The 26,843-nt window shown below is 69.4% G+C and carries 16 protein-coding genes; 13 read left to right on the top strand and 3 right to left on the bottom strand.

Annotated elements, in window-relative coordinates:
- Nucleotides 1–210: 210 nt before the first annotated feature.
- From ACZ7G1_RS07230 to ACZ7G1_RS07220, 3 genes are read left to right on the top strand one after another with little or no spacing between them, the layout of a single operon-like run.
- On the top strand, nt 211–906 hold the full coding sequence (locus tag ACZ7G1_RS07230; protein WP_470873851.1) for a hypothetical protein: 696 nt from the start codon (nt 211–213) through the stop codon (nt 904–906).
- Nucleotides 903–2,975 carry a hypothetical protein gene (locus ACZ7G1_RS07225; protein WP_470873853.1) on the top strand — a complete coding sequence of 691 codons (2,073 nt, stop codon included), beginning with the start codon at nt 903–905 and terminating at the stop codon, nt 2,973–2,975. The genes ACZ7G1_RS07230 and ACZ7G1_RS07225 overlap by 4 nt, the downstream gene beginning before the upstream one ends.
- Before the next feature lie 45 nt (nt 2,976–3,020).
- Nucleotides 3,021–5,078, top strand: coding sequence for a hypothetical protein (locus ACZ7G1_RS07220; protein ID WP_470873854.1), 2,058 nt, complete (start codon nt 3,021–3,023; stop codon nt 5,076–5,078).
- Between the two features lie 102 nt (nt 5,079–5,180).
- On the opposite strand, the gene ACZ7G1_RS07215 is transcribed toward ACZ7G1_RS07220, so the two are convergent.
- Nucleotides 5,181–5,318: a hypothetical protein gene (locus tag ACZ7G1_RS07215; RefSeq protein WP_470873856.1), complete on the bottom strand. Its 138-nt coding sequence runs from the start codon at nt 5,316–5,318 to the stop codon at nt 5,181–5,183.
- A gap of 938 nt (nt 5,319–6,256) precedes the next feature.
- Here ACZ7G1_RS07215 and ACZ7G1_RS07210 point away from each other — a divergent pair.
- Nucleotides 6,257–6,856 carry an RNA polymerase sigma factor gene (locus ACZ7G1_RS07210; protein ID WP_470873857.1) on the top strand — a complete coding sequence of 200 codons (600 nt, stop codon included), beginning with the start codon at nt 6,257–6,259 and terminating at the stop codon, nt 6,854–6,856.
- A gap of 608 nt (nt 6,857–7,464) precedes the next feature.
- Here the strand turns inward: ACZ7G1_RS07210 and ACZ7G1_RS07205 are convergent.
- Entirely contained in the window at nt 7,465–8,346 is an 882-nt protein-coding gene (locus ACZ7G1_RS07205; RefSeq protein ID WP_470873859.1) for a hypothetical protein, read from the bottom strand.
- Between the two features lie 956 nt (nt 8,347–9,302).
- On the opposite strand from ACZ7G1_RS07205, the gene ACZ7G1_RS07200 reads away from it, so the two are divergent.
- From ACZ7G1_RS07200 to pulA, 9 genes are all read left to right on the top strand, one after another.
- On the top strand, nt 9,303–11,651 hold the full coding sequence (locus ACZ7G1_RS07200) for a discoidin domain-containing protein (protein WP_470873860.1): 2,349 nt from the start codon (nt 9,303–9,305) through the stop codon (nt 11,649–11,651).
- A 256-nt stretch (nt 11,652–11,907) separates the two neighbouring features.
- Nucleotides 11,908–13,017: an aminotransferase class V-fold PLP-dependent enzyme gene (locus ACZ7G1_RS07195; RefSeq protein ID WP_470873862.1), complete on the top strand. Its 1,110-nt coding sequence runs from the start codon at nt 11,908–11,910 to the stop codon at nt 13,015–13,017.
- A 154-nt stretch (nt 13,018–13,171) separates the two neighbouring features.
- Complete coding sequence (locus ACZ7G1_RS07190) at nt 13,172–14,506, top strand: extracellular solute-binding protein (RefSeq protein WP_470873863.1); 1,335 nt, start codon at nt 13,172–13,174, stop codon at nt 14,504–14,506.
- Between the two features lie 2 nt (nt 14,507–14,508).
- The gene (locus tag ACZ7G1_RS07185) at nt 14,509–15,495 is read left to right on the top strand and encodes a carbohydrate ABC transporter permease (protein ID WP_470873864.1); all 987 of its coding nucleotides are present in this window, start codon (nt 14,509–14,511) and stop codon (nt 15,493–15,495) included.
- A complete protein-coding gene (locus ACZ7G1_RS07180; RefSeq protein WP_470873866.1) occupies nt 15,492–16,307 on the top strand; it encodes a carbohydrate ABC transporter permease in 816 nt (271 codons plus the stop codon). Before ACZ7G1_RS07185 ends, ACZ7G1_RS07180 begins: the two co-directional genes overlap by 4 nt.
- Before the next feature lie 8 nt (nt 16,308–16,315).
- Nucleotides 16,316–18,178 (top strand): glycoside hydrolase family 36 protein, encoded by a 1,863-nt coding sequence (locus ACZ7G1_RS07175; RefSeq protein ID WP_470873867.1) that lies wholly within the window; start codon nt 16,316–16,318, stop codon nt 18,176–18,178.
- Between the two features lie 92 nt (nt 18,179–18,270).
- Entirely contained in the window at nt 18,271–19,275 is a 1,005-nt protein-coding gene (locus tag ACZ7G1_RS07170) for a LacI family DNA-binding transcriptional regulator (RefSeq protein WP_471204025.1), read from the top strand.
- Nucleotides 19,276–19,422: 147 nt separating this feature from the next.
- A complete protein-coding gene (locus ACZ7G1_RS07165) occupies nt 19,423–21,138 on the top strand; it encodes a carbohydrate-binding module family 20 domain-containing protein (protein WP_470882528.1) in 1,716 nt (571 codons plus the stop codon).
- A 70-nt stretch (nt 21,139–21,208) separates the two neighbouring features.
- Entirely contained in the window at nt 21,209–26,509 is a 5,301-nt protein-coding gene (gene pulA / locus ACZ7G1_RS07160; RefSeq protein WP_470882526.1) for a pullulanase-type alpha-1,6-glucosidase, read from the top strand.
- A gap of 36 nt (nt 26,510–26,545) precedes the next feature.
- On the opposite strand, the gene ACZ7G1_RS07155 is transcribed toward pulA, so the two are convergent.
- Nucleotides 26,546–26,743 (bottom strand): hypothetical protein, encoded by a 198-nt coding sequence (locus ACZ7G1_RS07155; RefSeq protein ID WP_471204003.1) that lies wholly within the window; start codon nt 26,741–26,743, stop codon nt 26,546–26,548.
- Between the last annotated feature and the right edge of the window lie 100 nt (nt 26,744–26,843).

The following is a 26,843-nucleotide window of genomic DNA, read 5'->3' as shown; positions in this document are numbered from 1 at the left end:
AGGGGCGCTTATCACGTCGGGTGCACGTGATTCCGACCGGTGTTGCGGCTGGATGCCTCCTCCCGGTGGACCTGTTCGGTGTCCTGCATGGCTCGTCAGGCAGCAGAACCTGCTTGATCTCAGCGGTTCCTGGCGCGCAATGGCGAACGGAAGTCGCCAATCCCTGCAAAGGTGTTGATCAGCTGATCAGAGCGCCATTACGGTGCGTGAGTGGACGACGACTGGTTGGACGACGAGCCCGATGAGGGCGACCGCTTCTCCGACGCTATCCGCCTCTTGCTATTGATCTCGGCGGTTGCCACCCCTCTGGACGACGGGACACGGGCGGTCGCCCCCGACGGAGCTGTGGCAGTCCTCAAGGCGGAGAGCCGCTTGCAGAAGCTGGACTTCTGGCTGCGGAACCCCGATTACCTGGCTGACGAGCTGCTCAACGACTACGAACGCAGCGGAGAAGGGATTCTCCTGGATATCGCCGGGGACATCCTTGACTCCGACGAGCCGGAGATCTGCGCGATCCCCATGGTGCGCTATCTCTTCGGTGCGTTTGAGGCGCTGGATAGGGCGTTGAGTGTGCTGGTCGCACCCCGCTTGCTGGTCGTTACCCAACAGCGCAGCAGCCAGCGCGTCTTGCAAGACAACTACTACCTCACCGACAAGGGGCAGCAGCTGGCCCGGCAGGCCACGGAGCAGTTCGCCGAACTTGCCTGGTACACCGAACGCGCACTGCTGGTGCAAGCCCTGGCCGAGGCCACAGGACATTCGGCGCTGGCCCTCGCCCGTCGGCAATACCTTCAGCGCGACTACGCGGAGACACCGCTGAACGAGATCATCCCGTCCATCGCCGCCCGTACACGCGCGAGACTCGCCGAACTACGCAGAGCACAACTTCAGGGGGACGCCGCATGACCGTCGACCAGCTGCCGTTCCCCGATGAGAACGACCTCTATGAGCGTATAGCCACCAAGGCGGGAGCGGCTGACCCTGCCGATGTCGAACGTGTCTTGGGTGCTCACGGCGTCAACCTCACGAAGCCGTTCCCGGCATGGCGAGAACTCATCGTCCGCTACCTCTACTGCGACGGCAACAAGACGGGCACTGCCCAAGGGCCGTTCACCTTCGATGCACACTTCGGCGTAGGCACCTGGGCGATCGCCAGCGTCATAAACGACTGCGGGAAATCGAGCCTCCTCTGGGCGCTAAGCTTCGCGCTGCGGGGAGAGGGCTTCAGCGGATTCGTACGGCCGGCGACCGTGCCCTGGTTCTCCTACGTGCGTGCTGATATCGAAGTGGGAGGCGTTGCCGCCTCCGTGCGCTTGACCTTTGACCGCCCCGGCAGACCCAGCGTCCGTCTCCTGTCAGCGGACAGCATCGATGACCTCACCGCTCTCAAGGGCCGCCACGAGGATGCCCCCGGTGTGCATGTTGCAGCGGCCGCCGGGCCGAGCGGTGCCAAAGCTCTGATCGACCGATTCATGCTGGATCGTCTGGGGCTGCGCCCCCTGTCCGTGTGGCGAGCCGAGCCTGGGGCACCCAAGGACGCCGAGGGAAACCGGGACAGTGTGGAAGACGTTCACCGGTGGGCGAGCTTCTTCTATGCTCTCGCCCTCAACTCGGGCAACGACAGCGTGCTCCTTGGGCCCACAACGACCGGGCAGCTGCCCGTCCGGCTGATGCAGATCTTCCTCGACGTTCCCTACGTCGCCGAACTGACCCAGCTCACGACACGGGCTCGCAAGGAAACCCAGGAGGACAACCGCGTCGCACGCCGTGCCCGCGAGGACGAGGTCGCGCGTCAGGAACAGACCGAGCCGCTGCGTCGTGCCCTGGTAGCTGCCGAGGAGCGCCTCGGCGCGCTCCAGGCCGACCAGCCAGACCTGGCCGCGCTTCTGGAAGAGGTCGAGGCAACAGCCGGCCGGGTGGCCGCTTCCCTTGGTGCGCACCAGGCTGCCCAAGAGGAATACGGGTCCGCGCGCAGGATGCGGTTGACGGATCAGCGCAGGGCACGAAGGGCCGCCCAGAGCAGCGCAGCCCGGATGTTGCTCGGGGCTCTTGATCCGGAGGCATGCCCCCGTTGTGACCACGCCATCGATGAGGGGCGGAAGGAAGCGGAGGAGACGCGGCACCTGTGCTCGATGTGTACGAACCCGCTTCCCGATGTCCAGGAAGACCCTGAGGCCCTTGCGGAGGTGGCGAAGCGGTTGGCGGACCGCGTCAGCGCCTCGTCGAAGGCCGAGCAGGCAGTTGCGGCCACGGTTCAGGCCGCCGCCGCAATGCTGGATGCCGACCGAGCTGCTCATGAGCGAGCCCAAGCACTGCTACGTCAGGCGCAGTCAAGCCAATGGCACGCTGCATACGAGGCGGCGACGCAGGAGGTCTACCAACTTCGGGGAGCGCTTGGAGTCGCCACCCGGACTATTGGAGCCATCGCCCCAGCCGTCGACGACTACCTCGCCGCGAACGCCGAGGGTGCCCAACAACAGCCCGACCCGGACGCAGCAATCCTCGAAGCGGCTGCGGACGTACTCACGGAGGCGGTGGGCGAACGCAGCCGTGCCCTCTTCGCGGAGCTCAACGTCGAGATCGTGAAGATCGCGCAGAATCTGGGCGTGAAGGATCTGACGGGCGTCAGCCTCGCCCTGAACGGCCACGTCAACGCCAGGAAGTCCGGTGCCAGGCATCGGTTCTCCGCTTTCAGTCCCACCGAGCGCCTGCGTATCCGGATCGCCACTGTGGTCGCCATGATCAAGGTGTGCCGCAGGCGGGGCATCATGTCCCATCCGGGGCTTCTGCTGATCGACGCGCCCACAGCCGAGGAACTTGCCCCCGAGTACGTCCACCTCGCCTTGAGAACTCTCTACGACGCCGGCGCAATGCCTGGGATGCAGATCATCATTACCTCGCTGGAGAAGGAGGTATGGGACATCTTTCCCGCGGACCGTATCGTGACCGGTCCAGAGAGGCGTGAGTTGTTCTAGCGCTGCATGGAATTTTGAAGCGGCGAAGAGATTGAGAGGGGGGCCGTGCAGGCCATCGACGAACGCATCGCGCAATGGGCTGCTCACGCCAGCCGCTCGGAGAGGCGCGCGGGCCCCTCGATCGACGATCTCGGCGGTCAGAGTGAAGTCCTGGCGGCCATAGACCGCTTCGCAGACGGGCCCATGTTGCCCTACCTCGTCAGTGCCGTCGGTAGGCAATACTGCGAGGCCGGACCCGAGGCCGCCACGCCCTTCTACGATGGCGTTCTCTCTTGCCTGCGCCGCCAGCACAACCATGCCGCGTTTGCCGGTGCTGTCGACGCGCTCACTGGGCACCCCGGACTTGCACAGGCTTTGGGACGGCCCCTCGTCCGCATCCTTGTCGAGCGACTCAACGACGGCCGAGACTCCGACGACGATGTGATGCTGGCTCTCATCGGCGTCGAGGCAGCCGACTGCATGGTCCAACTTGCCATGGCCCAGGTCATCGGCCCTTCCCGGCTTCTGGGCGCCATGGATGAGGCGACTGAGGAGCCGCATCAACTCCCAGAGGCGCTTGCTGTCCGGCTGCCACGTCTTATCGGCGTACTTGCAGCTCACCACCCCACCATCGGGCTCCGTGGGCTGCTTGAGCGTTGCCTGGGCCCTGAGCACATGTTCCGTGATGCGGCCTTCGAGCTCGCTCTCATAGACCTGCGCGACGCTCTCGAGCAGAACGACTATGACGCCATGGCGGCGCAACTGAGGCAGACGCAGGCGCGCCTCACCGAGCTCCTCGGCAACGACCCGGATCGCGTCGACGCGAGGCTCTACCACGCGGCTATCGAATCCATTCTCGGCTTCTCGGCACCTGACGCTGTCACCCGCGTACCTCAGGCAGTCGCGAACGTGCGAGCAGAGCTGCGGCGCTACCGCTCGTGGCGCCGGCGCACGACCACTCCGGGATGGGCCCGCCCACGCGACAAGGACATCACCGCCTGGGCGGAACTCGCCTTCCTGCTGGAGGCGGCTGTCACGCACATGGGGGACGACGATCCCTGGTACGGGAACGTCACACCGATTCTCAGTGCACTCCTTCACGCGTACACGGCCCACAACACGGTGACCGTACTTAAGGACACACCTACAGGCTCTGCCGTCAGGACGATGGTGGCGCCTGTCATCGAGGACGCCTTCCTACGCAACGAGAACCGTAGACAGTTTCTTCAATACGCCCTGACCCACGACGAGGACCTGCGGGACGACCCCGCGGCGCGCGAACTCCATACATCGCTCTCCGTGCGGGCCTCTCAGTCCACGCCCTCCGCTGGATCCCGGACCGGCGGCTGGAGAGCGGATCCGGGAAAAGGTCGCCGCTGGCACAGACTCGCCGGCCTATTTGACGCGGATGACTTCCAGGGATTGGCAGAGAGCTCGACTGAGCACATGCTGGACCGTCTGGAGCTGGCGCTACGCAACCAGGAGGACTTCCTTGCGACAATCTCCGACGCGAAGTACGGCCGATTGCTCGAGAGACTCCGCCGTGAGCTGGGGAAATCCCGGGACTGGCTACCAGACATCGCCGAACCCTTCATGCTGCTACTCGAAGCCACCATCCGATACGCATACATGTGCTACGACATCGGGCGACAGATAGGCGGTGGCTATACGGAGTTCCTGCGTCTGCGAGATAAGGACGGCAAGAAGCAGAAGGTCGACGAAGCCCTCTTCCACCAGCACTACCAAGAAGTCCTGACCTACTCGGCGCTGTTCCGGGTCGTGCAGTGCGAGGCCATCAACGTAGGGGGCGGTCGGGCCGACGTCCTCGTTAGCTTCCCAGCGGCCCGGTTCAACGTTGAGTGCAAGATCGAAGAGGACGACGCGAGCGAGGCCGGGCTCCACCAGTACGTCGCGCAGCCGACCGAGTACCAGAACACAAATCCGTCGTTTGCGATTCTTCTGGCCTTGGACAAGACGGTCGGGGCGGAGGGCGCTGTGAACCTGTTCGACAGTGTCTGGATCGACGAGGTGCAGCGACAAGGTGAACGTGAACCTTGCCGTGTGGTTGTCATCCGGGTACCGGGTAGCCGGGACAACCCCAACCGTCTTCGGCCGGCTCCGTAGCAACCGACCCTGGGCGCGGATGCTCCGTGGGGACCAGTTGGGGACCACACGGCGTGCGCGATGGCTCACGACAGGGCCTTGCACGCACAGCTTGGGCCATGATTAAGCCACTGGGCCAAATGGGCGCAGGCATCGCTCGACATCGGACAGCGCCTCATGCTCGGCCTGCCGCTTCGCGGTGATGAACTCGGTCAGCGCCTCGGCGTTGTCGAAGTTGAGGTCTACGAGCAGCGTCTTCACGGCCGCCCTGCCACTCCGTGTTTCTCCCTGGCCAGCAGTCGCGACAGGTTCTCTTGTGCCACCCGTCTGAGGCTGCGGGTCGTGATCCGGCTTGTTCGATAGTTCCTCTGGTGAAGCTCCGAGATCGGGTAGATCGGTCGGCCATCGCGGCGGTGGCGGATGAGGGCCGTCGAAGGGGGTAGCAGCGAGCGGCGTGTCGGCGTAACCATCCCTGGTCTTAGCACCCCCACGCCGGACGATCAGTTCAGCCTCGCCTGCAACCTGGCTGAGGTTGGCTGATCGGTGCAGAAGCCACTTCCCCCGCACCTGGCTGTCAGCTCACCTATCAGTGGCCGCCAGAAAGTTGGGTCTGGTGATTAAGAATCAGCGAGCGTGGCACGTTACATAGTCGACGGACCTTCCATGTCTGTCGCTAGGTCTGGCTGCTGGCTACCCGGCGCAAACGGTTCAAGTCCCAGCAGCCAGACCAACGACCTGACGCCCACGGGGCGGATGAGTCGTGGTCGCCTACCACACGTCACCGGTAGGCGCCTCAAGTGTGCCCACATTCCACTCACGCTGGCGACCGCAGCTTGACCACCACTCTCTGCTTCCGGTCGAATCATTCCCGTGATCAGCCGCGGACCCACTTGCGCCGGGTAGCCACTGATCACGTTGGGTAGCGACAGACGGAAGGATGGAAGCATTGAAAGTGACTCGCAGTTACATCGCCGGAGTCACCACGCTCGTGGTCTGCGAGTGGATGCAAGTGACGAGCAGTGATTGGGATACGGCAGCCGCGACAGTGGAGGCTGGCGTGATCGGTCTCGCAGCTCTGCACACGATCGGAGTCGGTACCTTGCGGGTGCTCGCGTTCGCCAAGCGCATGCGCCGACTTGAGCGGATCGCTGATGACGTAGCCCTGGCACATCACGTTACGGCGAACGCCCCTACTGTCCGTGACGCTTAGGGAAGGGAGCGCCTGGGAGGCCGACAGCAGCACGGATGCTGCGTCGGCCTCCCAGGCGCACTTCTTGGCCCTCTACCCAAGCCTCTACCAGCAGATCACGGCCTACCTTCGGCACGGCTCCGCCCGGCTAGACCGCTTCGACGCAGAGGACGCTGCTGCCGAACTCCTCCTTCGGGCAGCAAAGGACTGGGAGCGCATAGGAAACCTCGCCAATCCTGTCGGCTATCTCCTCACGGCCGCCCGGAACCTCGCGATCGACATGGCGAGACAGCGCCAACGGATGACACCCACCGAGGAGGGTGTGCTGTACGCCCTTCTCGATCGAGTCCCCCCAACGGATTTCTCTGACGAAGGACTCTCAGATGTTGTGCGTGAAGCCGTGGAATCCATGCGTCCGAGCAAGAGACGCCAAGTCGTCAGCCTGCAGAGTCACGGCCTAACTGATGCCGAGATCGCAGCCACACTGGGCATCAGTCAGAATCAGGTCTACGTACAACGACACCGAGCGGTCCGCGAACTGAGGGAAAGGCTCGCTTCGCACATCAGGCCCAAGCAGAGGCAGCCACGCGAACAGAGAGCCTCCGACTAGTCACTGTCCCTGCTTCTTCCTTCCGCGGTCGTCCATCACACGGCCAGCTCCGGCAACGTTCAGCACAACGGCGTCACCGACGAGCCGGAACTCGGCATCGCGTCTGGCAGTAACGCCCTCCGTACATCCGCTCATGGTCGTTGATGCTGAACCTGAGTGCCATGGCGGAAGCGTCTCAGCGCGGGTACTGGCTCGCCGGCGTGTACGGAGAGCACGGGGCGATGCCTCCGGGGGCGTACATAACGATCTGGCAGGCCCGCTTCTGCGGTGGGTTACCGCCAGGGTGCCTGGGCGCGCTGAGCCTGCCGTTGTGTGGAGACGGCGTCAATGCGTGCCCTGGCCAGGAGGTGGGGGAGCCGCCCGGCCGCGTGGGTATTCCACCAACAGTGGACCTCGGGCGAGAAAGCGCTCTTGGGCACGCGGTTGATGGCCTCTTGATAGACGGCTGGTGAGTCCGGCCACTCGGTCTCGGCGATCACCCGCAGGGAGCGGCGCGAGAGGCCGTCGAGGAGGGTGAAGAGCCGTGGGAGAGCGGTCAGACGGTGTTGGCTGTGACCGGCATTCCGGACACCGCCGGGATATTGACTCCAGAGGAGGTGCTGGGCCGGCTAGGGCAGTTCGATCGCTTCGCGCCCGTCGTAGGCCACGACCACCGGCTCGGCCATGGAGGCAGCGATGCCGGTGACCATTCCTCGACCTGTGTCGTGCAGTTGATCGACCAGCCTGGCCACCCAAGGCTCATCTCGTAGATCGCGCTTGATGGCCCGCTCCAGGGCGTCGTGGGCGCGTGCCCATCGTGCCGCGACTGGGGAGGAGCGGATGTGCTGCTCGGCAGGGGAGAGATGCATCAGAGCTTTGAGCCATCCCTCGCACCACCGGTCGAATCTGTCCTGGTACTTGTAGCGCGCAGTGCCCGGCGAGGCGTCCTCCAGCTCTCGTGCCGTCAAGGCTTCCTCGCAGATCTCCTCCCAGGTCTCTTGCCAGGGGAGCCGGAACTTCCCAGGCCGCCGTCGCCGGAAGTCGGAGTCGAGGAGCGTTGCCGTCCCGATCAGCAGCAGTTCTTCCGCGGCCTTCCCGCCGCGGTACGTGTCGGCGTGGCGTTCTGCCAGCCGATCCCGGGCGGCGCCAAGTGCCATGAGCGGTTTGCGCAGCAGGCGGTGCGCGTCCTTCGGTTGACTGGATCCCGCTCCATGTAGCCCGAACGCGAGCACATCGCAGTACGCCTCCACGTCGTGTCCGGATTCGAGTCGATCGGCCAGTCTGGCCAGCTCTGTCATGCGTGAGATCAGACGGCGGGCCTGCGCGTAGTAGTCGGGAAACGGGTTGGGGCAACGCCGACAGCCTCCGGGCTCCGGCACGTCGGCCATGCTGCCGCACTCCGGTACCCGCAGGCTGACGCCCGCCCGCTGCGGAGGCACCCGAAATGCCTCGCACGCCGCAGACAGGTGGAGCACCGAGCCGCTCGCTCCCTGCCACAGCGGTACATCCATGCCCGCCAGAGGGCCGAGAGGAACGTCGCGTGCTGTGGGAAGGGGTGCCTCATCATGTGCTGCAACGCTCGCGGACACGCTCGTGAGCTCCTACCTCGGGATGTCGAATGTGTACCGCGCCAGCCTGTCGCACGCCCGAGGGCTACGGCGTGACTTTCGCCGATTGAGTGACGGGACGGTGTAAACCAATGACCGGCCCGCGCCGGCTGTCGCATCGCGATGTCAGCTCGCCCACGAGAGTGAGGAGCGTCACAATGGGGTGGGGTGGTGCTCCGGCTCGGTTGGAGGCCTGGGGTGTGCGGGGCACGCTCGATGTGCACCAACCCCGAGTGGGCCGGGATGACGGCTGGTTGGGGACCAGTTGGGGACCACACGGCGTGCGCGATGGCGCACGACAGGGCCTTGCACACACAACACGCGCGCTCATTAAGCCTGTTATATCCAGAAAATACCCTTGACCCTCACTCCTGGGGGTCAAGGGGTCGCAGGTTCAAATCCTGTCGTCCCGACTCGAAAGAGTCGTAGGCCGGAGGCCGTTTCAGAGCAATCTGAAACGGCCTCCGGTCGTTTTCCGGCGTGGCGACGGTCGCCGGGTGGGCGGAGGCCGGGGTTCGGGGCGGGCGGAGGCCTGCGTTCCGTGTGTGGGTGGCGCGTGTTCGTGCCAACTCTGCTGTTTCACAGTCGAGTTGAGACGGTCTGACCTATGTTCGAGTGGCCCGTAGATGTTTCACGGTTTGCTCAGGAGGTCTGATTTGTCGCCCAGACGCGTTCGCTCCCTCGACGGAGCGTTTCGCCGGTCTCATCTGCTCATAGCCCTGGGGCTCGGCTCGGTGCTCGTCGGGATGACTCCCTTGCTCGGGGTGGCGAGTGCGGGGGCGGGGGGACGTGGTCCGACGCCGCGGCCGGGGCCGGGCGGGATCGCGCAGGAGGCGGCGAGGCAGTCGCCGCATCATGGGGTGGCGCCGGCGAATGCCATGGAGCCGACGGCGCCGGTGCTCGACCGGACCGGATGGACGGCGACGGCGAGCGATGAGGAGACCGTCGGGGAGAACGGTCGTGCCGCGAATGTCCTCGACGGGAACACGGCCACGATCTGGCACAGCAAGTGGACGGGGACTCCCGCGCCGCTGCCGCACAGCATCACCGTCGACATGCACCGTACGACGGTGGTCTCGGCGCTCGTGTACAAGCCCCGGGCCAACGGGGTCAACGGGCGGGTCGGCGAGTACAGCATCAGTGTGAGCACCGACGGGCGGAGCTGGGGGAGCCCGGTCGCCACCGGCACGCTCGCCGACGACGGCAGTGCGAAGACGCTGGGGTTCGCGCCGCAGGGGGCGCGGTTCGTGCGGCTCACCGCCCTCACCGAGGCCGGAAAGAGAGGTCCGTGGACCTCCGCGGGGGAGATCGAGCTGCTCGGTGACCCGGGGACGCCGGCGGCCACCGTCGACCTGGCCCGGACCGGATGGACGGCGACGGCGAGCGACGAGGAGACCGCCAAGGAGAACGGCCGGGCGGCCAACGTCCTCGACGGTGACGCCGCCACGATCTGGCACAGCAGGTGGTCGGGGACCGCGGCCCCGCTGCCGCACAGCATCACGATAGACATGCACCGCACGGCGGCCGTCTCGGCGCTCGTCTACCAGCCCCGCAAGGACGGACCCAACGGGCGCGCGGGCGCGTACACCGTCACCACCAGCACCGACGGCACCACCTTCGGGGCGCCGGTCGCGCAGGGCACCTGGCGCGACGACGACACCGTGAAGACGGCCACCTTCACCCGTACCGCGAACGCCCGTTACATACGACTGACCGCGACCGGTGAGGCCGGCAACCGCGGGCCGTGGACATCCGCCGCGGAGATACGCCTCAGCGGACCGGCGAACCCCGCCGCCCACGGATCGTGGAGCCGCGTCACCGGGTTCCCGCTGGTGCCGGTGGCCACCGCCGTCCTGCCGGGCGACAAGCTCCTGGCCTGGTCGGCGTACGCGGTCGACCGCTTCGGCGGCAGCAACGGCTACACCCAGACCGCCATCCTGGACCTGAAGACGGGCAAGGTCACCCAGCGCCGCATCGACAACACCGGCCACGACATGTTCTGCCCGGGCATAGTGATGCTCGCCGACGGCCGCGTCCTCGTCACCGGAGGCAGCAACGCCGAGAAGGCGAGCATCTACGACCCGGCCACCGACGCCTGGTCCTCCACCAGCGACATGAACATCGCCCGCGGCTACCAGGCCATGACCCTGCTCTCCACCGGCGAGGCCTTCGTCCTCGGCGGCTCCTGGAGCGGCGCCGCCGGGGACAAGTCCGGCGAGGTCTGGTCACCGGACACCCGCACCTGGCGCAAGCTCCCCGGCGTCCCCGCCACCGCCGCGATGACGGCCGACCCGCGCGGCGCCTACCGCGCCGACAACCACATGTGGCTGTACGCCACCTCCGGCGGCAAGGTGCTCCACCTCGGCCCGAGCAAGCAGATGAACTGGATCACGACCGGCGGCGCCGGGACCCTCACCCCCGCCGGCACCCGGGCCGACAGCCAGGACGCCATGACCGGCAACGCCGTCCCGTACGACATCGGCAAGGTGCTCACCCTGGGCGGCTCTCCCGCGTACGAGAACACGCCCGCCACCCGGCGCGCCTACACCGTGAGCGTCGACGGCGACCAGGTCAGCTCCGCGCGGACGGGCGACATGGACCACGCCCGTGCCTTCGGGAACAGCGTCGTGCTGCCCGACGGCAAGGTCGCCGTGTTCGGCGGCCAGTCCTACCCCGTACCGTTCAGCGACGCCACCTCCGTGCTGACCCCCGAGCTGTGGGACCCGGCGACCGGACGCTTCACCCCGCTCGCCTCCATGGCCATCCCGCGCAACTACCACAGCGTGGCCAACCTGCTGCCCGACGGGCGGATCTTCTCCGGCGGCGGCGGGCTCTGCGGCGACTGCGCCACCAACCACGCCGACGGGGCCGTCTTCACGCCCCCCTACCTGCTCAACGCCGACGGCTCGCCCAAGCCCCGCCCGGTCATCACCGGCGGCGTCCCGCCCCGGGCCGACGCCGGCGCGTCCCTCACCGTCACCACCGGGGGACCGGTCGCCTCCTTCGTCCTGATGCGCGCCGCGGCCGCCACCCACTCCACCGACAACGACCAGCGGCGCGTCCCGCTCACCTCCACGGCCACCGGCAGCGGCACGTACACCGTGTCCATCCCGGCCGACAAGGGCGTCGTCCTGCCCGGCACCTACATGCTCTTCGCCCTGGACGCCCAGGGCGTGCCGAGCACCGCCCGCTTCATCACCGTCTCCTGACGATCCGTCGGCTGAGTCCGTCCGTCCGGCCGGCCCGGAGCGCCCGTGGTGGCGCTCCGGGCCTTGTCGTCGAGCGGGGCGTCGGAAGCAGGGCGCTCCTCGCGTCGGCATGGCGGCCGGCCGTCGGGCGATTTTCGTGTCGGCAGGTCTGTGGAAACTCTTGCCGGAGCGGTTCTGGCTCTCTAATGTGAACCTTCAAATTCCAGGAGATGTTTCAGCCTGGCTTCTTGGGGGCTCTGTTTTGAACGATCAAATCTTGTCGGGTCCGGCAGCGGGCTATCTGGACTTCGCGAGGGTCGGGCCGTTGGGCGGGGAGGCCGCGGCGGCGTTGGTGGGTGCGGCGGGGCTGGCGGCGCGGTGTGGTCCGGGGGACCTGGAAAGGCTGTTCGGGCTGAGTGACGGGGCTCGGGAGTCGGCGGGGCGGCTGTTGGGGGCGGCGGCGGAGGAGATCGCGCTGGTGCCGTCGACGAGCAATGGGCTGTTCACGGTGGGGGCGGGGCTGCGGGGGCCCGGGGTGGTGCTGGTGCCGAGGGAGGAGTTCCCGGCGAACGTGTATCCCTGGCTGCGGTTCGCCGGGCGGGGTGGGCCGGAGGTGCGGTTCTTCGAGGCGGACGGGGGGCGGCACGTCACGGCCGACCTGGTGCGCCGGCACCTGGCGCCGGAGGTCACCGCGCTCGCCGTCAGTGCGGTGGACTCGTTGAGCGGGCACATGGCGCCGCTCGGCGCGCTCAAGGAGGTGCTCGGGCCGGAGCGGCTGCTCATCGTGGACGCCATTCAGGGGCTCGGGGCCGTGTCGTTGGAGACGGACGCGGCGGATGTGCTCGTGAGCGGGGGGCAGAAGTGGCTGCGGGCCGGGTGGGGAGCGGCGTTGCTGCTCGTACGCGAGCGGTGCGCCGAGCGGCTGGAGCCCGGGCTCGGGGGGTGGGCCGGGGTGGTGGATCCGTTCGTGGAGAAGCATCCGGCGCCGTCGTTGCCCGGGGCCGCCGCCCATCTCGCCACCAATCCCGACTTCCCGGCGGCCGCGGCTCTCGGCGCCGCCGTCGACGGACTGTTCGCGCGGGGTGGGCCGGCGGTGGTGGGCGGCCGAATCCGCTCCGTCCTCGGTGAGTTGCTCGAAGTGGCGAGGGGGGTGGGTGCCGAGGTGCTGCTCGACCGTCTGGGGGAGGGGGAGCGGGCGGGGATCGGTGCCTTCCGGCTGCCGGGGTGTGATCCCGTCGCCGTCCACGGGGCCCTCGACGCGGCGGGGGTGGTCACCACGCGTCGGGGTGAGTGGATCCGGCTCTCGCCCCATGCCTCCACTCCGGCTGCCGCGGTGGACCTGCTCGCCGATGCGCTGCGTTCGTTCCTTCGTTCGTCCCGGACGTGAGACGGGGCGTGGGACGGGGCGTGGGAGGGCGAGCGAGGCGGGGGCGTGAGACGGGGGCGTACGGGAAGCCGGAGTCGCGCCCGCCGCCGTGCCGGACGCCCAAGTCCCCTGACTGGAACCGGTTCCGTACCTACACACATCACAAGGAGTCGAAATGTCCTATCAGTTGAACCGTCGTCAGATCCTGCACCTCGCCACCGCTTCCGCCGCCGGGTTCGGGCTCGCCGCCTGTGGTGGCGGTGAATCGGGTGCGGGGGCCGCGGGCGCCGATGGCGACAGCGGTCCGATCACGGTCTGGAGCTGGACGACCGCGGCGGAGGCGCTGCGGGGGGTGGTGCCGTCCTTCGAGCGGGACAACCCGGGGATCAAGGTCGACGTGCGGGACCTGGGCAACCCGGCGATCTGGGACAAGATCACGGTGGGGCTCGCGTCCGGGGGCAAGGGCCTGGCGGACGTGCTGCACATCGGGGTCGACTACCTGCCCGGGTACATGGAGAAGTTCCCCAAGGGGCTGGCGGATCTGTCCAGACTCGGCGCGGACCGTTACAAGGACGCCTTCGCCGACGGCCTGTGGCCGACGGTCATGGGCAAGGACAGAGCGGTCCACGCGCTGCCGTGGGAGGTGAATCCGCTCGGCCTGTTCTACCGGCACGACTACTTCGAGAAGGCGGACGTCGACCCCGCCTCGATCTCCAGCTGGGACGATCTGATCGCGGCCGGGCCGAAGATCCTGGCCGCCACCGGCGCGCAGCTGCTCGGCCTCGACAAGCCCGGCACCAACCAGGACATGGACTTCTTCCAGAACCTGATGCAGCTCCAGGGGGCGTTCTACTTCGACCGCGAGGGGAAGGTCACCCTCGCGTCGGAGGAGGCGGTCCAGGCGCTCACGGTCATCAAGCGGCTCAACGACGCCGGCCTCATCGGCGACATCGCCGGCGAGGGCACGTGGAAGCGCCTGGTCGGTCAGGGGAAGCTCGCCACCGCTCCGTATCCCGCGTGGGCCGTCGAGTACCTGGCCACCAAGTTCCCGGCGCAGAGCGGGAAGTGGCGGGTGATGCAGCCACCCGCGGCCGTGCCCGAGGGGAAGCGCGGCGCCATCGTCAACTCCACCTATCTGACCGTCTCCGCGACGAGCAAGCGCCGCAAGGCCGCCTGGAGGTTCGTCGAGTACGCGCTCACCAAGCCCGCCGAGATCAACCGGATGTTCGCGTCCGGTGGTGTCTTCCCTGCGCTCAAGGCCGCCTACGCGGAGCCGAAGTTCGACGCACCGAACCCCTTCTACGGCGGCCAGAAGGTGCTGCGGTCGTTCGTCGACTCGCTCGCTTCCGGAGGGGACCCGACCAACTTCACCGGCGACTACAGCCGCGCCCTGAAGCTCGCGAGCGATGCCCAGAGCCAGGTGCTGGTCAAGGGGGCCGATCCGGCCGAGGCGCTGAAGGCCGCGGCGAAGCAGCTCGCCCAGCAGACCGGCCGGCAGCAGGCGGCCTGATCATGTCCCTCGCCCCGCCCGAACGCGCGCCCGCCGCGGGGTCCGCCCCCGCCGCCTCCGCGCCCGCTTCCCCCCTCGCCGGTCGTGCCGCCCGCCGCCGCGTCGGCCCCGCCCGCCCTGGCCGGCGCGGACTGCTGACGCGGACCTCGTTCCCGTATCTGCTGATCATGCCGGCCGTGCTGGGCTTCGCGGTGTTCAAGGCGTATCCGATCGGTGCTTCGTTCTGGATCAGCCTCACGACCGGGAACGGCGAGGACGCCCGCTTCGTCGGGCTCGCCAACTACCGCCGCCTCGTGGGCGATCCGCTGTTCTGGACCGCGCTCAAGAACACCGCGCTGATCCTGGTCGTGCAGGTGCCGCTGATGCTGGGGCTCGCGCTGCTCGTCGCCCTCGGCCTCAACTCGACCAAGGTGTGGCTGCGTCCGCTGTGGCGGCTCGGCGTGTTCGTGCCGTCCCTGACGGGCCTGGTGGCGGCCGGCGTGATGTTCTCCGTGATCCTCAACAAGGAGGCGGGGCTGCTCAATTGGGTCCTGTCGCTGGTCGGGATCGATCCGGTGGACTGGCTCGGCAGCCCCGGCTGGGCGCGGGTCGGCGTCGTCCTCGTCATCACCTGGCACTACACGGGCTACAACGCGGTGATGTACCTCGCCGGACTCCAGGGAATACCCAAGGAGTTGTACGAGGCGGCGATGGTCGACGGGGCGGGTCCTGTGCGCCGGTTCCTCGCCGTCACGCTGCCCCAGCTGCGGCCGATCCTGCTGCTCACCGTGGTGCTCTCCACGATCGGGACGCTCCAGCTCTTCGACGAGCCGTACGTCCTGACCGGTGGCGGCCCCGACAACGCCACCCTGACGGTCACCATGTACCTCTACGACAACGGCTTCAAGTTCTTCGACTTCGGCTACGCCTCGGCGCTCGCCTACGCGCTCGCGCTGCTCGTGTCCCTCCTCGGCATCGCCCAGGTCCGGCTGATGGGGGAGCGCCGGTGAAGACGCGCGGACCTCTGCTCACGCTGCTGCTCGCGGGTGCCTTCGGGCTGTGCGTCGGGCCGTTCTACTGGCTCGCCATGGCCGCCACGCAGGAGGACAAGGACGTGTTCTCGTGGCCGCCTAAGCTGCTTCCCGGCGGGCACCTCCTGGACAACCTGCGAGGGCTCCAGGAGTCCGTCGGGCTCACCCGGGTCCTGCTCAACTCCTTCGTGGTGGCGGGCGTCCAGACCGTCGGGGCCGTCGTCGTCTCGGTCCTGGCGGGGTACGCCTTCGCGAAGTTCGAGTTCCGCGGGCGCAGCCTGTTCTTCGTCCTGCTGCTCAGCACGCTGGTCATCCCGGACACGGTGATGCTGATCCCGATCTTCCGGATGATGATGGACCTGGGCCTGATCGACACCTACCAGTCCGTCATCCTGCCCGGCGTCGTCACCCCCTTCGGGATCTTCCTGATGCGGCAGGCGCTGAGGTCCATGCCGGACGAGCTCCTGGACGCGGCGCGCGTCGACGGCGCCGGGGAACTGCGGGTGCTGTGGCGGATCGTGATCCCGGTGAACCGGCCGATCATCGCGGCCCTCGCGCTGTTCGCCTTCCTCGGCGGCTGGAACCAGTTCGTGTGGCCGCTGATCGCGCTGCGCAGCCCCGAGATGTACACCCTGCCCGTGGCGACCGCGACCCTGCAGGGTCTGTCGACCACCAACTTCGCGCACGTCCTGCTCGCCGGCGCGATCGCCGCCATCCCGGTGATGGCGCTCTTCCTCGTCCTGCAACGCCAGTTCATCTCCGGTCTGCTGGCCGGGGCCACCAAGGAGTGACCGCCACCGTGACCACCGCACCCGACACCACGGCGCAGCAGCCCGTCCCCGCCTGGCGTCCGAACCACCCGGCCGACGCCGGCCCCGGCACCGTCGTCCACCGGCAGCTGCCCACCGGGCTGTTCCACGCCGACGGGGCCCCGCTCACCCTCCACCTCACCGGGCTCGGCGGCGAGCGGTGGGAGTCGGCCGCCACCCGGGTCGCCGAGGGTGTGGCGCTCGTCGAGATCAGGGCGGCCCAGGCCGTGACCGTGCGCGCCGAGTGGCGGGTGCCCTGCACGGGGGCGACCGCCTTCTGGACGCCGGGCACCGACGCCTCCCGATGGCTGCCGCCCTCGTGGATCGCGCCCAGGACCGTATCGCTGGCGCTGGGGGCGCCCGTCGCCAGCCTCGTCGGGGCGGGTGACCGGGCCCTGTGCACGGTGGCGGCCGGCGAGACGGTCGCGCCGGTACGCGTCGGGGCGGGCGTGGTGGAGGAGAGCGGCGAGTTCGCCTTCATCGTCGAGCGCGAACTCGTCCCGGACGGAGCACCGTTGAGACTGTGGATCGATCTGAGCGGGCGTCACTTCGCCGCCACGCTGCGGGACGTCACCGACTGGTGGGCCGAGGGGACGGAGCACCCCGGCGTCCCGCCCGCGGCCCGGATGCCCGCGTACTCCACCTGGTACAGCCTGCACCAGAACGTCGACGCGGCCACCGTGGAACGGCAGGCCGCGCTGGCCGCCGGGATCGGCTGCGAGAGCGTCATCGTCGACGACGGCTGGCAGACCTCCGACCGGACGCGCGGCTACGCGCACTGCGGCGACTGGGAGCCGAACGCCACGGCGTTCCCCGACCCCGCGGCGCACGTCGCCGAGGTCCACCGCATGGGCCTCGCCTACCTCCTCTGGTACGCGCTGCCGTTCATCGGTCGGCGGAACGAGGCCTGGGACCGGTTCAAGGGGCTGACCCTGCGCGAGGAACCCCACCTCGACGCGGCCGTGCTCGACCCCCGCCACCCCGAGGTCCGCGCCCATCTCGTCGAGAGGGTGTCCCGGGCCGTGGAGGAGTGGGGCATGGACGGGGTGAAGCTCGACTTCATCGACCGCTTCGCCGTCGCCGATCCGCCGCCCGCGCCGGCCGGCGCCGACCACGACACCGTCCACGAGGGCGTGCGCAGACTGCTCGCCGACCTCGACGCCCGGCTGCGCCGCACCCGGCCCCAGGTGATCGTCGAGCACCGGCAGCCGTACGTGAGCCCCGGACTCTGGCCGTACGCCACCATGGTCCGGGCCACCGACTGCCCGCTCAGCCCGGCGGAGAACCGCCAGCGCACGGTCGACTGCCGGCTGCTCGCGGGGCCGCTCGCCGTCCACGCCGACATGATCATGTGGCACGGCGGGGAGACACCCGAGTCCGTCGCCGTCCACCTGGTCAGCGCCCTGTTCTCGGTACCGCAGATCTCCGTCGACCTCGGCGCGCAGACCCCGGACCAGCTCGCCGTCCTCGGCTTCTGGCTCGGCGTCTTCCGCCGGCACGCCGACGTCCTCCAGCTCGGCACCCTGGAACCCGCGCGCCCCGACCTCGGCTACCCCCTGGTCCGCACGCACTCCGAGGAACACCGGACGACGGTGGTCGGACGGTATGCGCCGCTGCCCGTCGCCGTACCGGACCAGGGCCCGGCCGAGGGCGGGCCGTGGACCCTGCTCGTCGCCAACGCGGACCGCGACACCGAGGTGCTGCTGACCGCCGTGCGGCCGGAACGGGCCCTCGCCCGCGTCCAGGACTGCCGTGGTGAGATCCTGTCGGAGACCGTGCTCGACCTCGTCGCCGGGGTGAACCCGGTGACCGTGCCGACCGGCGGCCTGCTCACCCTGACGCGCGCGCACTGAACGACGGGGGCGGGGGGGGGGGGGGGGGGGGGGCACCCCCCCCCCCCCCCCCCCCCCCCCCCCCCCCCCCCCCCCCCCCCCGCCTCGCGGACATCGCGGCCCAGTCCGGCGTCAGCGAGGCCACCGTCAGCCGCGTCCTCAACGGCAAGGCGGGGGTGGCCGGCGCCACCCGGCACAAGGTGCTCGCGGCGCTCGACGTGCTCGGCTACGAGCGTCCCGTGCGGCTCAAACGCCGCAGCGCGGGCCTCGTCGGGCTCGTGGTGCCCGAGCTGACCAACCCGATCTTCCCGGCCTTCGCGCAGGTCGTCGAACAGGTCCTCGCCGGGCACGGCTACACCCCGGTGCTCTGCACCCAGATGCCCGGCGGCGCCACCGAGGACGAGCTCGTCGAACAGCTCGTGGAGCGCGGGGTGGCCGGCATCGTCTTCCTCTCCGGGCTGCACGCGGACGCCACCGCCGACCCGGCCCGCTACGCCCGGCTGACCGCCAGGGGCGTGCCGTACGTCCTCATCAACGGCTACAACGAGCACATCGACGCCAACTTCGTCTCGCCCGACGACCGGGCCGCGGCCCGGATGGCCGTGCGCCACCTGGTCGAGCTCGGCCACGAGCGGATCGGGCTCGCCATCGGCCCCACCCGGTACGTGCCCTCGCGGCGCAAGGCCGAGGGCTTCGCCGCCGAGCTGTACGAGTCCCTGGGCGTCGAACGGGCCGACGCGGAACGCTTCATCAGGCCCACGCTGTTCGGCGTGGAGGGCGGGCACGCGGCCGCCGACATCCTGCTGCGCGAGGGCTGCACGGGCATCGTCTGCGCCTCCGACCTGATGGCGCTCGGCGTGATCCGGGCGGTCCGCGCCCGTGGCCTCGACGTCCCGGACGACGTTTCCGTCGTGGGCTTCGACGACTCGCCGCTGATCGCCTTCACCAGCCCGCCGCTGTCCACCGTGCGCCAGCCGGTGCAGGCGATGGCGACGGCCGCCGTCGGCGCGCTCCTGGAGGAGATCGAGGGCAATCCGGTGCAGCGGACGGAGTTCGTCTTCCAGCCGGAGCTGGTGGTGCGCGGTTCGACCGCGCAGCCGCCGCAACTCCTTACGTAACGGCTTGCATTCGGGTCTGACTACGGGCGTGCGGAGGGTTGACCGCACGCCTGTACGCCCCTACGGTCACGGCTGAAAACAGTTGCTGAACTTTTCGGCAACTTCTTGCACCAGCTCTTGCGACAGGGACGTCGTACAGGAGGAAGCATGGCAAGAAAGACCGTGGCCGCTGCACTCGCCCTCGTGGCGGGAGCCGCTGTGGCCGTCGCGGTGAACCCCCAGGCGCAGGCCACCCCGCCCGGCGAGAAGGACGTCACCGCGGTGATGTTCGAGTGGAAGTTCGCCTCCGTGGCACGGGAGTGCACCGACCGCCTCGGCCCCGCCGGATACGGATACGTCCAGGTCTCCCCGCCCCAGGAACACCTCCAGGGCGCCCAGTGGTGGACCTCGTACCAGCCGGTCAGCTACAAGATCGCCGGACGTCTCGGCGACCGCACCGCCTTCAAGAACATGATCGACACCTGCCACGCGGCCGGTGTGAAGGTCGTCGCCGACTCCGTCATCAACCACATGGCGAACGGGTCGGGCACGGGAACGGGCGGGACCCCGTTCTCCAAGTACGACTACCCGGGCCTCTACTCCGGCTCGGACATGGACGACTGCCGGTCCGCCATCTCCGACTACGGTGACCGCGCCAACGTCCAGAACTGCGAACTGGTGCAGCTCCCGGACCTCGACACGGGCGAGGACTACGTCCGCGGGAAGATAGCCGGCTACCTCAACGACCTGCTCTCGCTCGGCGTCGACGGCCTCCGCATCGACGCCGCCAAGCACATGCCGGCCGCCGACCTCGCCAACATCAAGTCCCGCCTCACCAACCCGAACGCCTACTGGAAGCAGGAGGCCATCTTCGGCGCCGGCGAGGCCGTCTCCCCGAGCGAGTACCTCGGCACCGGCGACGTCCAGGAGTTCCGCTACGCCCGCGACCTCAAGCGCGTTCTCCAGGGCGAGAAGCTCGCCTACCTGAAGAACTTCGGCGAGGCCTGGGGCTACATGCCCTCCGCGCAGTCCGGCGTCTTCGTCGACAACCACGACACCGAGCGCGGCGGCGACACCCTCTCCTACAAGGACGGCGCGAACTACACCCTCGCCTCCGTCTTCATGCTCGCCTGGCCCTACGGCTCCCCGGACGTCCACTCCGGCTACGAGTGGACCGACAAGGACGCGGGCCCGCCCAACGGCGGCCAGGTGAACGCCTGTTACACCGACGGCTGGAAGTGCCAGCACGCCTGGCGCGAGATCTCCTCCATGGTCGCCTTCCGCAACACCGCGCGCGGCCAGGCCGTCACGAACTGGTGGGACAACGGCAACAACGCGATCGCGTTCGGCCGCGGCTCCAAGGCCTACGTGGCCATCAACCACGAGTCCTCGGCGCTCACCCGCACCTTCCAGACCTCGCTGGCCGCCGGCACCTACTGCGACGTGCAGTCGAACACGGCCGTCACGGTGAACGGCTCCGGCCAGTTCACGGCCACCCTCGCCGCCAACACGGCCCTGGCCCTGCACGTCAACGCGACGAACTGCGGCGGGGGCACGACCCCGACCACGCCGCCGACGACCCCGCCCGCCACCCCGGGCGCCGCCTTCAACGTCAACGCCACCACGGTCACCGGCCAGAACATCTACGTCACCGGCAACCGCGCCGAGCTCGGCAGCTGGGCCCCCGCCTCCGCCCTCAAGCTCGACCCGGCCACCTACCCCGTGTGGAAGCTGACGGTGAACCTCCCCGCCGGAACGTCCTTCGAATACAAGTACATCCGCAAGGACGCGGCCGGAAACGTCACCTGGGAGTCCGGTGCCAACCGCACCGCGACCGTCCCCGCCTCGGGCCAGATCGTCCTGAACGACACCTTCCGCAACTGAGCCTCCCCCCACGAAAAGGGCCGCCCCGCCGGGGCGGCCCCCTCTTCCCGTACCTCCAGGGAGCACCCCCGTGACACGCAAGAGAACGGCGGTCGCGCTGGCCGCCGCGCTGTGCGCCGCCCTCGTGCCCGCCGTCCCCGCGGCCGCCGCGCCCCGGCCCCCGGCCCCGCCGTCCGACCGGGCCCTCGCCGCCCAGCCCGCCCGCCAGGACCTCACCCGCGAGCAGTTCTACTTCGTCCTGCCGGACCGTTTCGCCAACGGCGACACCTCCAACGACCGCGGCGGACTCACCGGCAGCCGGACGCAGACCGGCTTCGACCCCACCGACAAGGGCTTCTACCAGGGCGGCGACCTCAAGGGCCTGACCCAGCGGCTCGACTACATCAAGGGCCTCGGCACCACCGCCATCTGGATGGCGCCGATCTTCAAGAACCGGCCCGTGCAGGGCACCGGCAAGGACGCGAGCGCCGGCTACCACGGCTACTGGATCACCGACTTCACCCAGGTCGACCCGCACTTCGGGACCAACGAGGACCTGCGGAAGCTGATCGCCGCCGCCCACGCCAAGGGCATGAAGGTCTTCTTCGACGTCATCGCCAACCACACCGCCGACACCGTCGACTACGCCGAGCAGAAGTACGGCTACCGCCCCAAGGGGGCCTACCCGTACCTCGACGCCTCCGGACGCCCCTTCGACGACCGGGACGCCATCGGCGAGGTGGACGCGGACTCCTTCCCGTACACCCCCGTCGAGAAGGCGAACGCCAAGGTCCCCGCCTGGCTGAACGACCCCACGATGTACCACAACCGGGGCGACTCCACCTGGGCCGGGGAATCCGCCGAGTACGGCGACTTCGTCGGCCTCGACGACCTGTGGACCGAGCGCCCCGAGGTCGTCGAGGGCATGAAGCGGATCTACGAGAAGTGGGTCCGCGACTTCGACATCGACGGCTTCCGCATCGACACCGTCAAGCACGTCGACCTGGACTTCTGGACCCAGTGGGCCACCGCGCTCGACGCCTACGCGAAGAAGCGGGGCCGCGAGGACTTCTTCATGTTCGGCGAGGTCTACTCCGCCGACACCACCGTCACCTCCCCGTACGTCACCCGGGGCCGGCTCGACGCCACCCTCGACTTCCCCTTCCAGGACGCCGCCCGCGCCTTCGCCTCCCAGGGCGCCGGCGCCGACCGCCTCGCCAAGGTCTTCGCCGAGGACTACCGGTACACCACCGACAAGGCCAACGCCTACGAGCAGGTGACCTTCCTCGGCAACCACGACATGGGCCGCATCGGCACCTTCCTCAAGCAGGACAACCCGAACGCCTCCGACGCCGAACTCCTCGACCGCGCCCGGCTCGCCAACGAGCTGATGTTCCTCTCCCGCGGCAACCCGGTGATCTACTCCGGCGACGAGCAGGGCTTCACCGGCGCCGGCGGCGACAAGGACGCCCGCCAGCCCCTCTTCGCCTCCCAGGCCGCCGACTACCTCGACGACGACCAGCTCGGCACCGACCGCACCCACGCCTCCGACGCGTACGACACCAAGCACCCCGTCTACCGCTCCGTCGCCCGGCTGTCCGCCCTGACGAAGGCCCACCCGGCGCTCCGCGACGGCATCCAGCAGCAGCGGCACGCCGAGGGGAACGTCTACGCCTTCTCCCGTACGGACGCCAGGACGCGCACCGAGTACCTCGTCGCCACCAACGGCGCCACCACCGCGAAGACGGTCACCGTCCCCGTCGACTCCGCCGCCTTCCGTGTCCTGTACGGGGGTCAGGACGCCGCGGCCGTGACGGCGAAGGACGGCAAGGTCACCGTCACCGTCCAGGCCCTCTCCTCCCTCGTCCTCAAGGCCGACAAGGCCCTCCCGGCCCCCGCCGCGAAGCCCGCCGTCACCCTCGACGCCCCGGCCGCCGGAGCCACCGGCACCGTCGAGCTCTCCGCCGACGTCACCGGCGGACAGCTCAACCGGGTCGTCTTCGCCGCCCAGGTCGGCAACGGCCGCTGGCAGACCCTCGGCACCGCCGACCACGCCCCCTACAAGGTCACCCAGCACGTGACCGCCCCCGCCGGCACCGCCCTGCGCTACAAGGCCGTCGTCGTCGACAGCGCCGGCCGCACCGCGAGCGCCACCGCCGCCACCACCGCCGGCCAGGTCCCCGCGCCCGAGAAGCCGGTCGCCGTCGAGCGCGCGTACGCCGTCGTCCACTACCGGCGCGAGGACGGGAACTACGACGGCTGGAAGCTGAAGGCCGCCGGCCAGGAAGCCGCCTTCACCGGCCGCGACGCCCACGGCGCCTTCGCCTGGGTCAAGGTCCCCGAGGGCGCGTCCACCGTCCCGTACACCGTCGAGAAGGACGGCACCGCCGACGGCCCCCAGCGAAGCATCACTCTCGGCCGCACCGGCGAGGTCTGGATCACGCAGGGCAAGGACGGCCAGTCCGACACCGACCCCGCCCCGGCCCCGCAGGACAAGACCAAGGCCGTCATCCACTACCAGCGCCCCGACGGCGACTACGACGGCTGGGGCCTGCACACCTGGACCGGCGCCGCCCAGCCCACCGACTGGTCGCGCCCGCTCATGCCCGTCCGCTTCGACGCGTACGGCGCCGTCTACGAGGTCCCCCTCACCGAAGGCGCCGGCTCCCTCTCGTACATCCTCCACAAGGGCGACCAGAAGGACCTGCCCACCGACCAGTCCCTCGACCTCGCCACCTACGGCCACGAGATCTGGGCGCTCTCCGGACAGCCCAAGTACCTCCTCCCGACCGTCGGCGGCGCCCCCAACCTCGACCTCGGCAAGGCCGAGGCCCAGTGGATCGACCGGAACACCGTCGTCTGGAAGGTGAAGACCACCGACTCCGCCAGCCAGCAGCTGGTCTACGCCGAGGACGGCGGCATCACCGTCACCGACGGCGCCCTCAGTGACGAGGGCCGGTGGCTCCGCCTCGCCCCGTCCTCCCTCACCGATGCCCAGAAGGCGAAGTACCCGCACCTCGCCGCGTACCCCGCCTTCACCGTCGACCCGCGCGACACCGACCGCGCCCGCGACTCCCTGCGCGGCCAGCTCATCGCCACCCAGCGCGCCGCCAACGGCGCCCTGCTCGCCGCCACCGGCGTGCAGACCGCCGGCGTCCTCGACGACCTGTACGCGGCCAAGGCGACGAAGGCCCAGCTCGGCCCGGTCTTCCGGAACGGCCGCCCCACCCTCTCCCTCTGGGCCCCCACCGCCCACTCCGTCGCCCTCGAACTCGACGGCAAGACCGTGCCCATGCGACGCGACGACGCCTCCGGCGTCTGGTCCGTCACCGGGAAGAAGGACTGGGCGGGCAAGCCCTACCGGTACGTGGTGAAGGTCTGGGCGCCGAGCGTCCAGAAGCTCGTGGAGAACAAGGTCACCGACCCCTACTCCACCGCCCTCACCACCGACTCCGCCCGCAGCCTCGTCGTCGACCTCACCGACCCCCGCCTCTCGCCCAAGGGCTGGAAGGAGCTCAGGAAGCCGGCCGCCGTGCCGCTGCGCGACGCCCAGATCCAGGAACTCCACATCCGCGACTTCTCGATCGCGGACACCACCGCCGAGGCCGGCCACCAGGGCACCTACCTGGCCTTCACCGACAAGAACAGCAAGGGCTCACAGCACCTCAAGGCCCTCGCCGCCGCCGGCACCTCCTACGTCCACCTGCTCCCGGCCTTCGACATCGGCACCATCCCCGAGAAGAAGTCCGAGCAGACCACTCCCGCCTGTGACCTGAAGGTCTACGCCCCCGACTCCGATGAGCAGCAGGCCTGCGTCGCCGCCGCCGCGGCCAAGGACGCCTTCAACTGGGGCTACGACCCGCTGCACTACACCGTCCCCGAGGGCTCCTACGCCACCGACCCCGAAGGCACCCGCCGCACGGTCGAGTTCCGGCGGATGGTCCAGGCCCTCAACGGCGACGGCCTGCGCACCGTCATGGACGTCGTCTACAACCACACCGTCGCCGCCGGACAGTCCGACAAGTCCGTCCTCGACCGGATCGTGCCCGGCTACTACCAGCGCCTCCAGGCCGACGGCACCGTCGCCACCTCCACCTGCTGCGCCAACACCGCGCCCGAGAACGCCATGATGGGCAAGCTCGTCGTCGACTCGGTCGTCACCTGGGCCCGCGACTACAAGGTCGACGGCTTCCGCTTCGACCTCATGGGCCACCACCCCAAGGAGAACATCCTCGCGGTCCGCAAGGCCCTCGACGCCCTGACCGTCGCCAAGGACGGCGTCGACGGCAAGGCGATCGTCCTCTACGGCGAGGGCTGGAACTTCGGCGAGATCGCCGACGACTCCCGCTTCGTCCAGGCCACCCAGAAGAACATGGCCGGCACCGGCGTCGCCACCTTCTCCGACCGGGCCCGCGACGCCGTGCGCGGCGGCGGCCCCTTCGACGAGGACCCGGGCGTCCAGGGCTTCGCCTCCGGCCTCTACACCGACCCGAACACGTCGACCGCGAACGGCACCCCGGAGCAGCAGAAGGCCCGCCTCCTGCACTACCAGGACCTCATCAAGGTCGGCCTCACCGGCAACCTCGCCGACTACACCTTCACCGACACCTCGGGCCGTACGGTCAAGGGCGGCCAGGTCGACTACAACGGCTCCCCGGCCGGATACGCCGCCGCCCCCGGCGACGCGCTCGCCTACGTGGACGCCCACGACAACGAATCCCTCTACGACGCGCTCGCCTTCAAGCTCCCGGCCGGCACGTCCCCGGCGGACCGCGCCCGCATGCAGGTCCTCGCCATGGCGACCGCGACCCTCTCGCAGGGCCCGGCGCTCTCCCAGGCGGGCTCGGACCTGCTCCGCTCCAAGTCCCTCGACCGCAACTCGTACGACAGCGGCGACTGGTTCAACGCCATCCACTGGGACTGCGCCGACGGCAACGGCTTCGGCCGTGGCCTCCCGCCGGCCGCCGACAACAAGTCCAAGTGGTCCTACGGCAAGCCGCTGCTCGTGAACCCGGCCCTCACGGTCGGCTGCGAGCAGATCGACGGCGCCTCCGCCGCGTACCGGGACCTCCAGAAGATCCGCACGACCGAGCCGGTGTTCTCGCTGGCCACGGCGGACGCGGTCCAGACCGCCCTGTCCTTCCCGCTCTCCGGCCGCGACGAGACCCCCGGCGTCATCACCATGCGCCTCGGCGACCTGGTCGTCGTCCTCAACGCGAGCCCGCGGGGCACGACGCAGCAGGTTGCCGACCTGGCGGGCAAGGGCTACGCCCTCCACCCCGTCCAGGCGGCCGGATCGGACTCGGTCGTGAAGTCGTCCTCGTACGAGGCGGCCTCCGGCACCTTCACCGTCCCGGCCCGGACCGTCGCGGTCTTCAAGGCCGCGAACTGACCGGAGCCCCACCCGGGCCCTGGCGTGACGCTCCCGTCACGCCAGGGCCTTCTCCATGAGCGTCACCGCGTACCGCCGGCCGTCGGCCCCGACCTTCTCCAGACGCGGGCCGACGGCCGCGTACCCGGCGCCCGCGTAGTACGTCCCCAGGCGCGCGTTCCGCTCCTCGTGGTCGAGGCGCGCCAGCGTCCGGCCGGAGGCGGTGATCCGCTCCTCCGCGTGCGCGAGCAGCACCCGCCCGGGGGGGGGGGGGGGGGGGGGGGGGGGGGGGGGGGGGGGGGGGGGGGGGGCAGGAGGGGGGGGGGGGGGGACACAAGAAGCGCCAGCCCACCCA

The organism is Streptomyces sp. NPDC037273, from assembly GCF_055603625.1.
The sequence above is the reverse complement of the archived record's forward strand: the minus strand, read 5'-3'. Positions and strand labels throughout refer to the sequence as shown.

Bases quoted from the DNA above. Each gene is read 5' to 3' on its own strand.
- ACZ7G1_RS07225 (WP_470873853.1), top strand. From the start codon at position 903: ATGACCGTCGACCAGCTGCCGTTCCCCGATGAGAACGACCTCTATGAG.
- ACZ7G1_RS07205 (WP_470873859.1), bottom strand. From the start codon at position 8,346: ATGGATGTACCGCTGTGGCAGGGAGCGAGCGGCTCGGTGCTCCACCTG.
- ACZ7G1_RS07190 (WP_470873863.1), top strand. From the start codon at position 13,172: ATGTCCTATCAGTTGAACCGTCGTCAGATCCTGCACCTCGCCACCGCT.
- ACZ7G1_RS07185 (WP_470873864.1), top strand. From the start codon at position 14,509: ATGTCCCTCGCCCCGCCCGAACGCGCGCCCGCCGCGGGGTCCGCCCCC.
- ACZ7G1_RS07165 (WP_470882528.1), top strand. From the start codon at position 19,423: ATGGCAAGAAAGACCGTGGCCGCTGCACTCGCCCTCGTGGCGGGAGCC.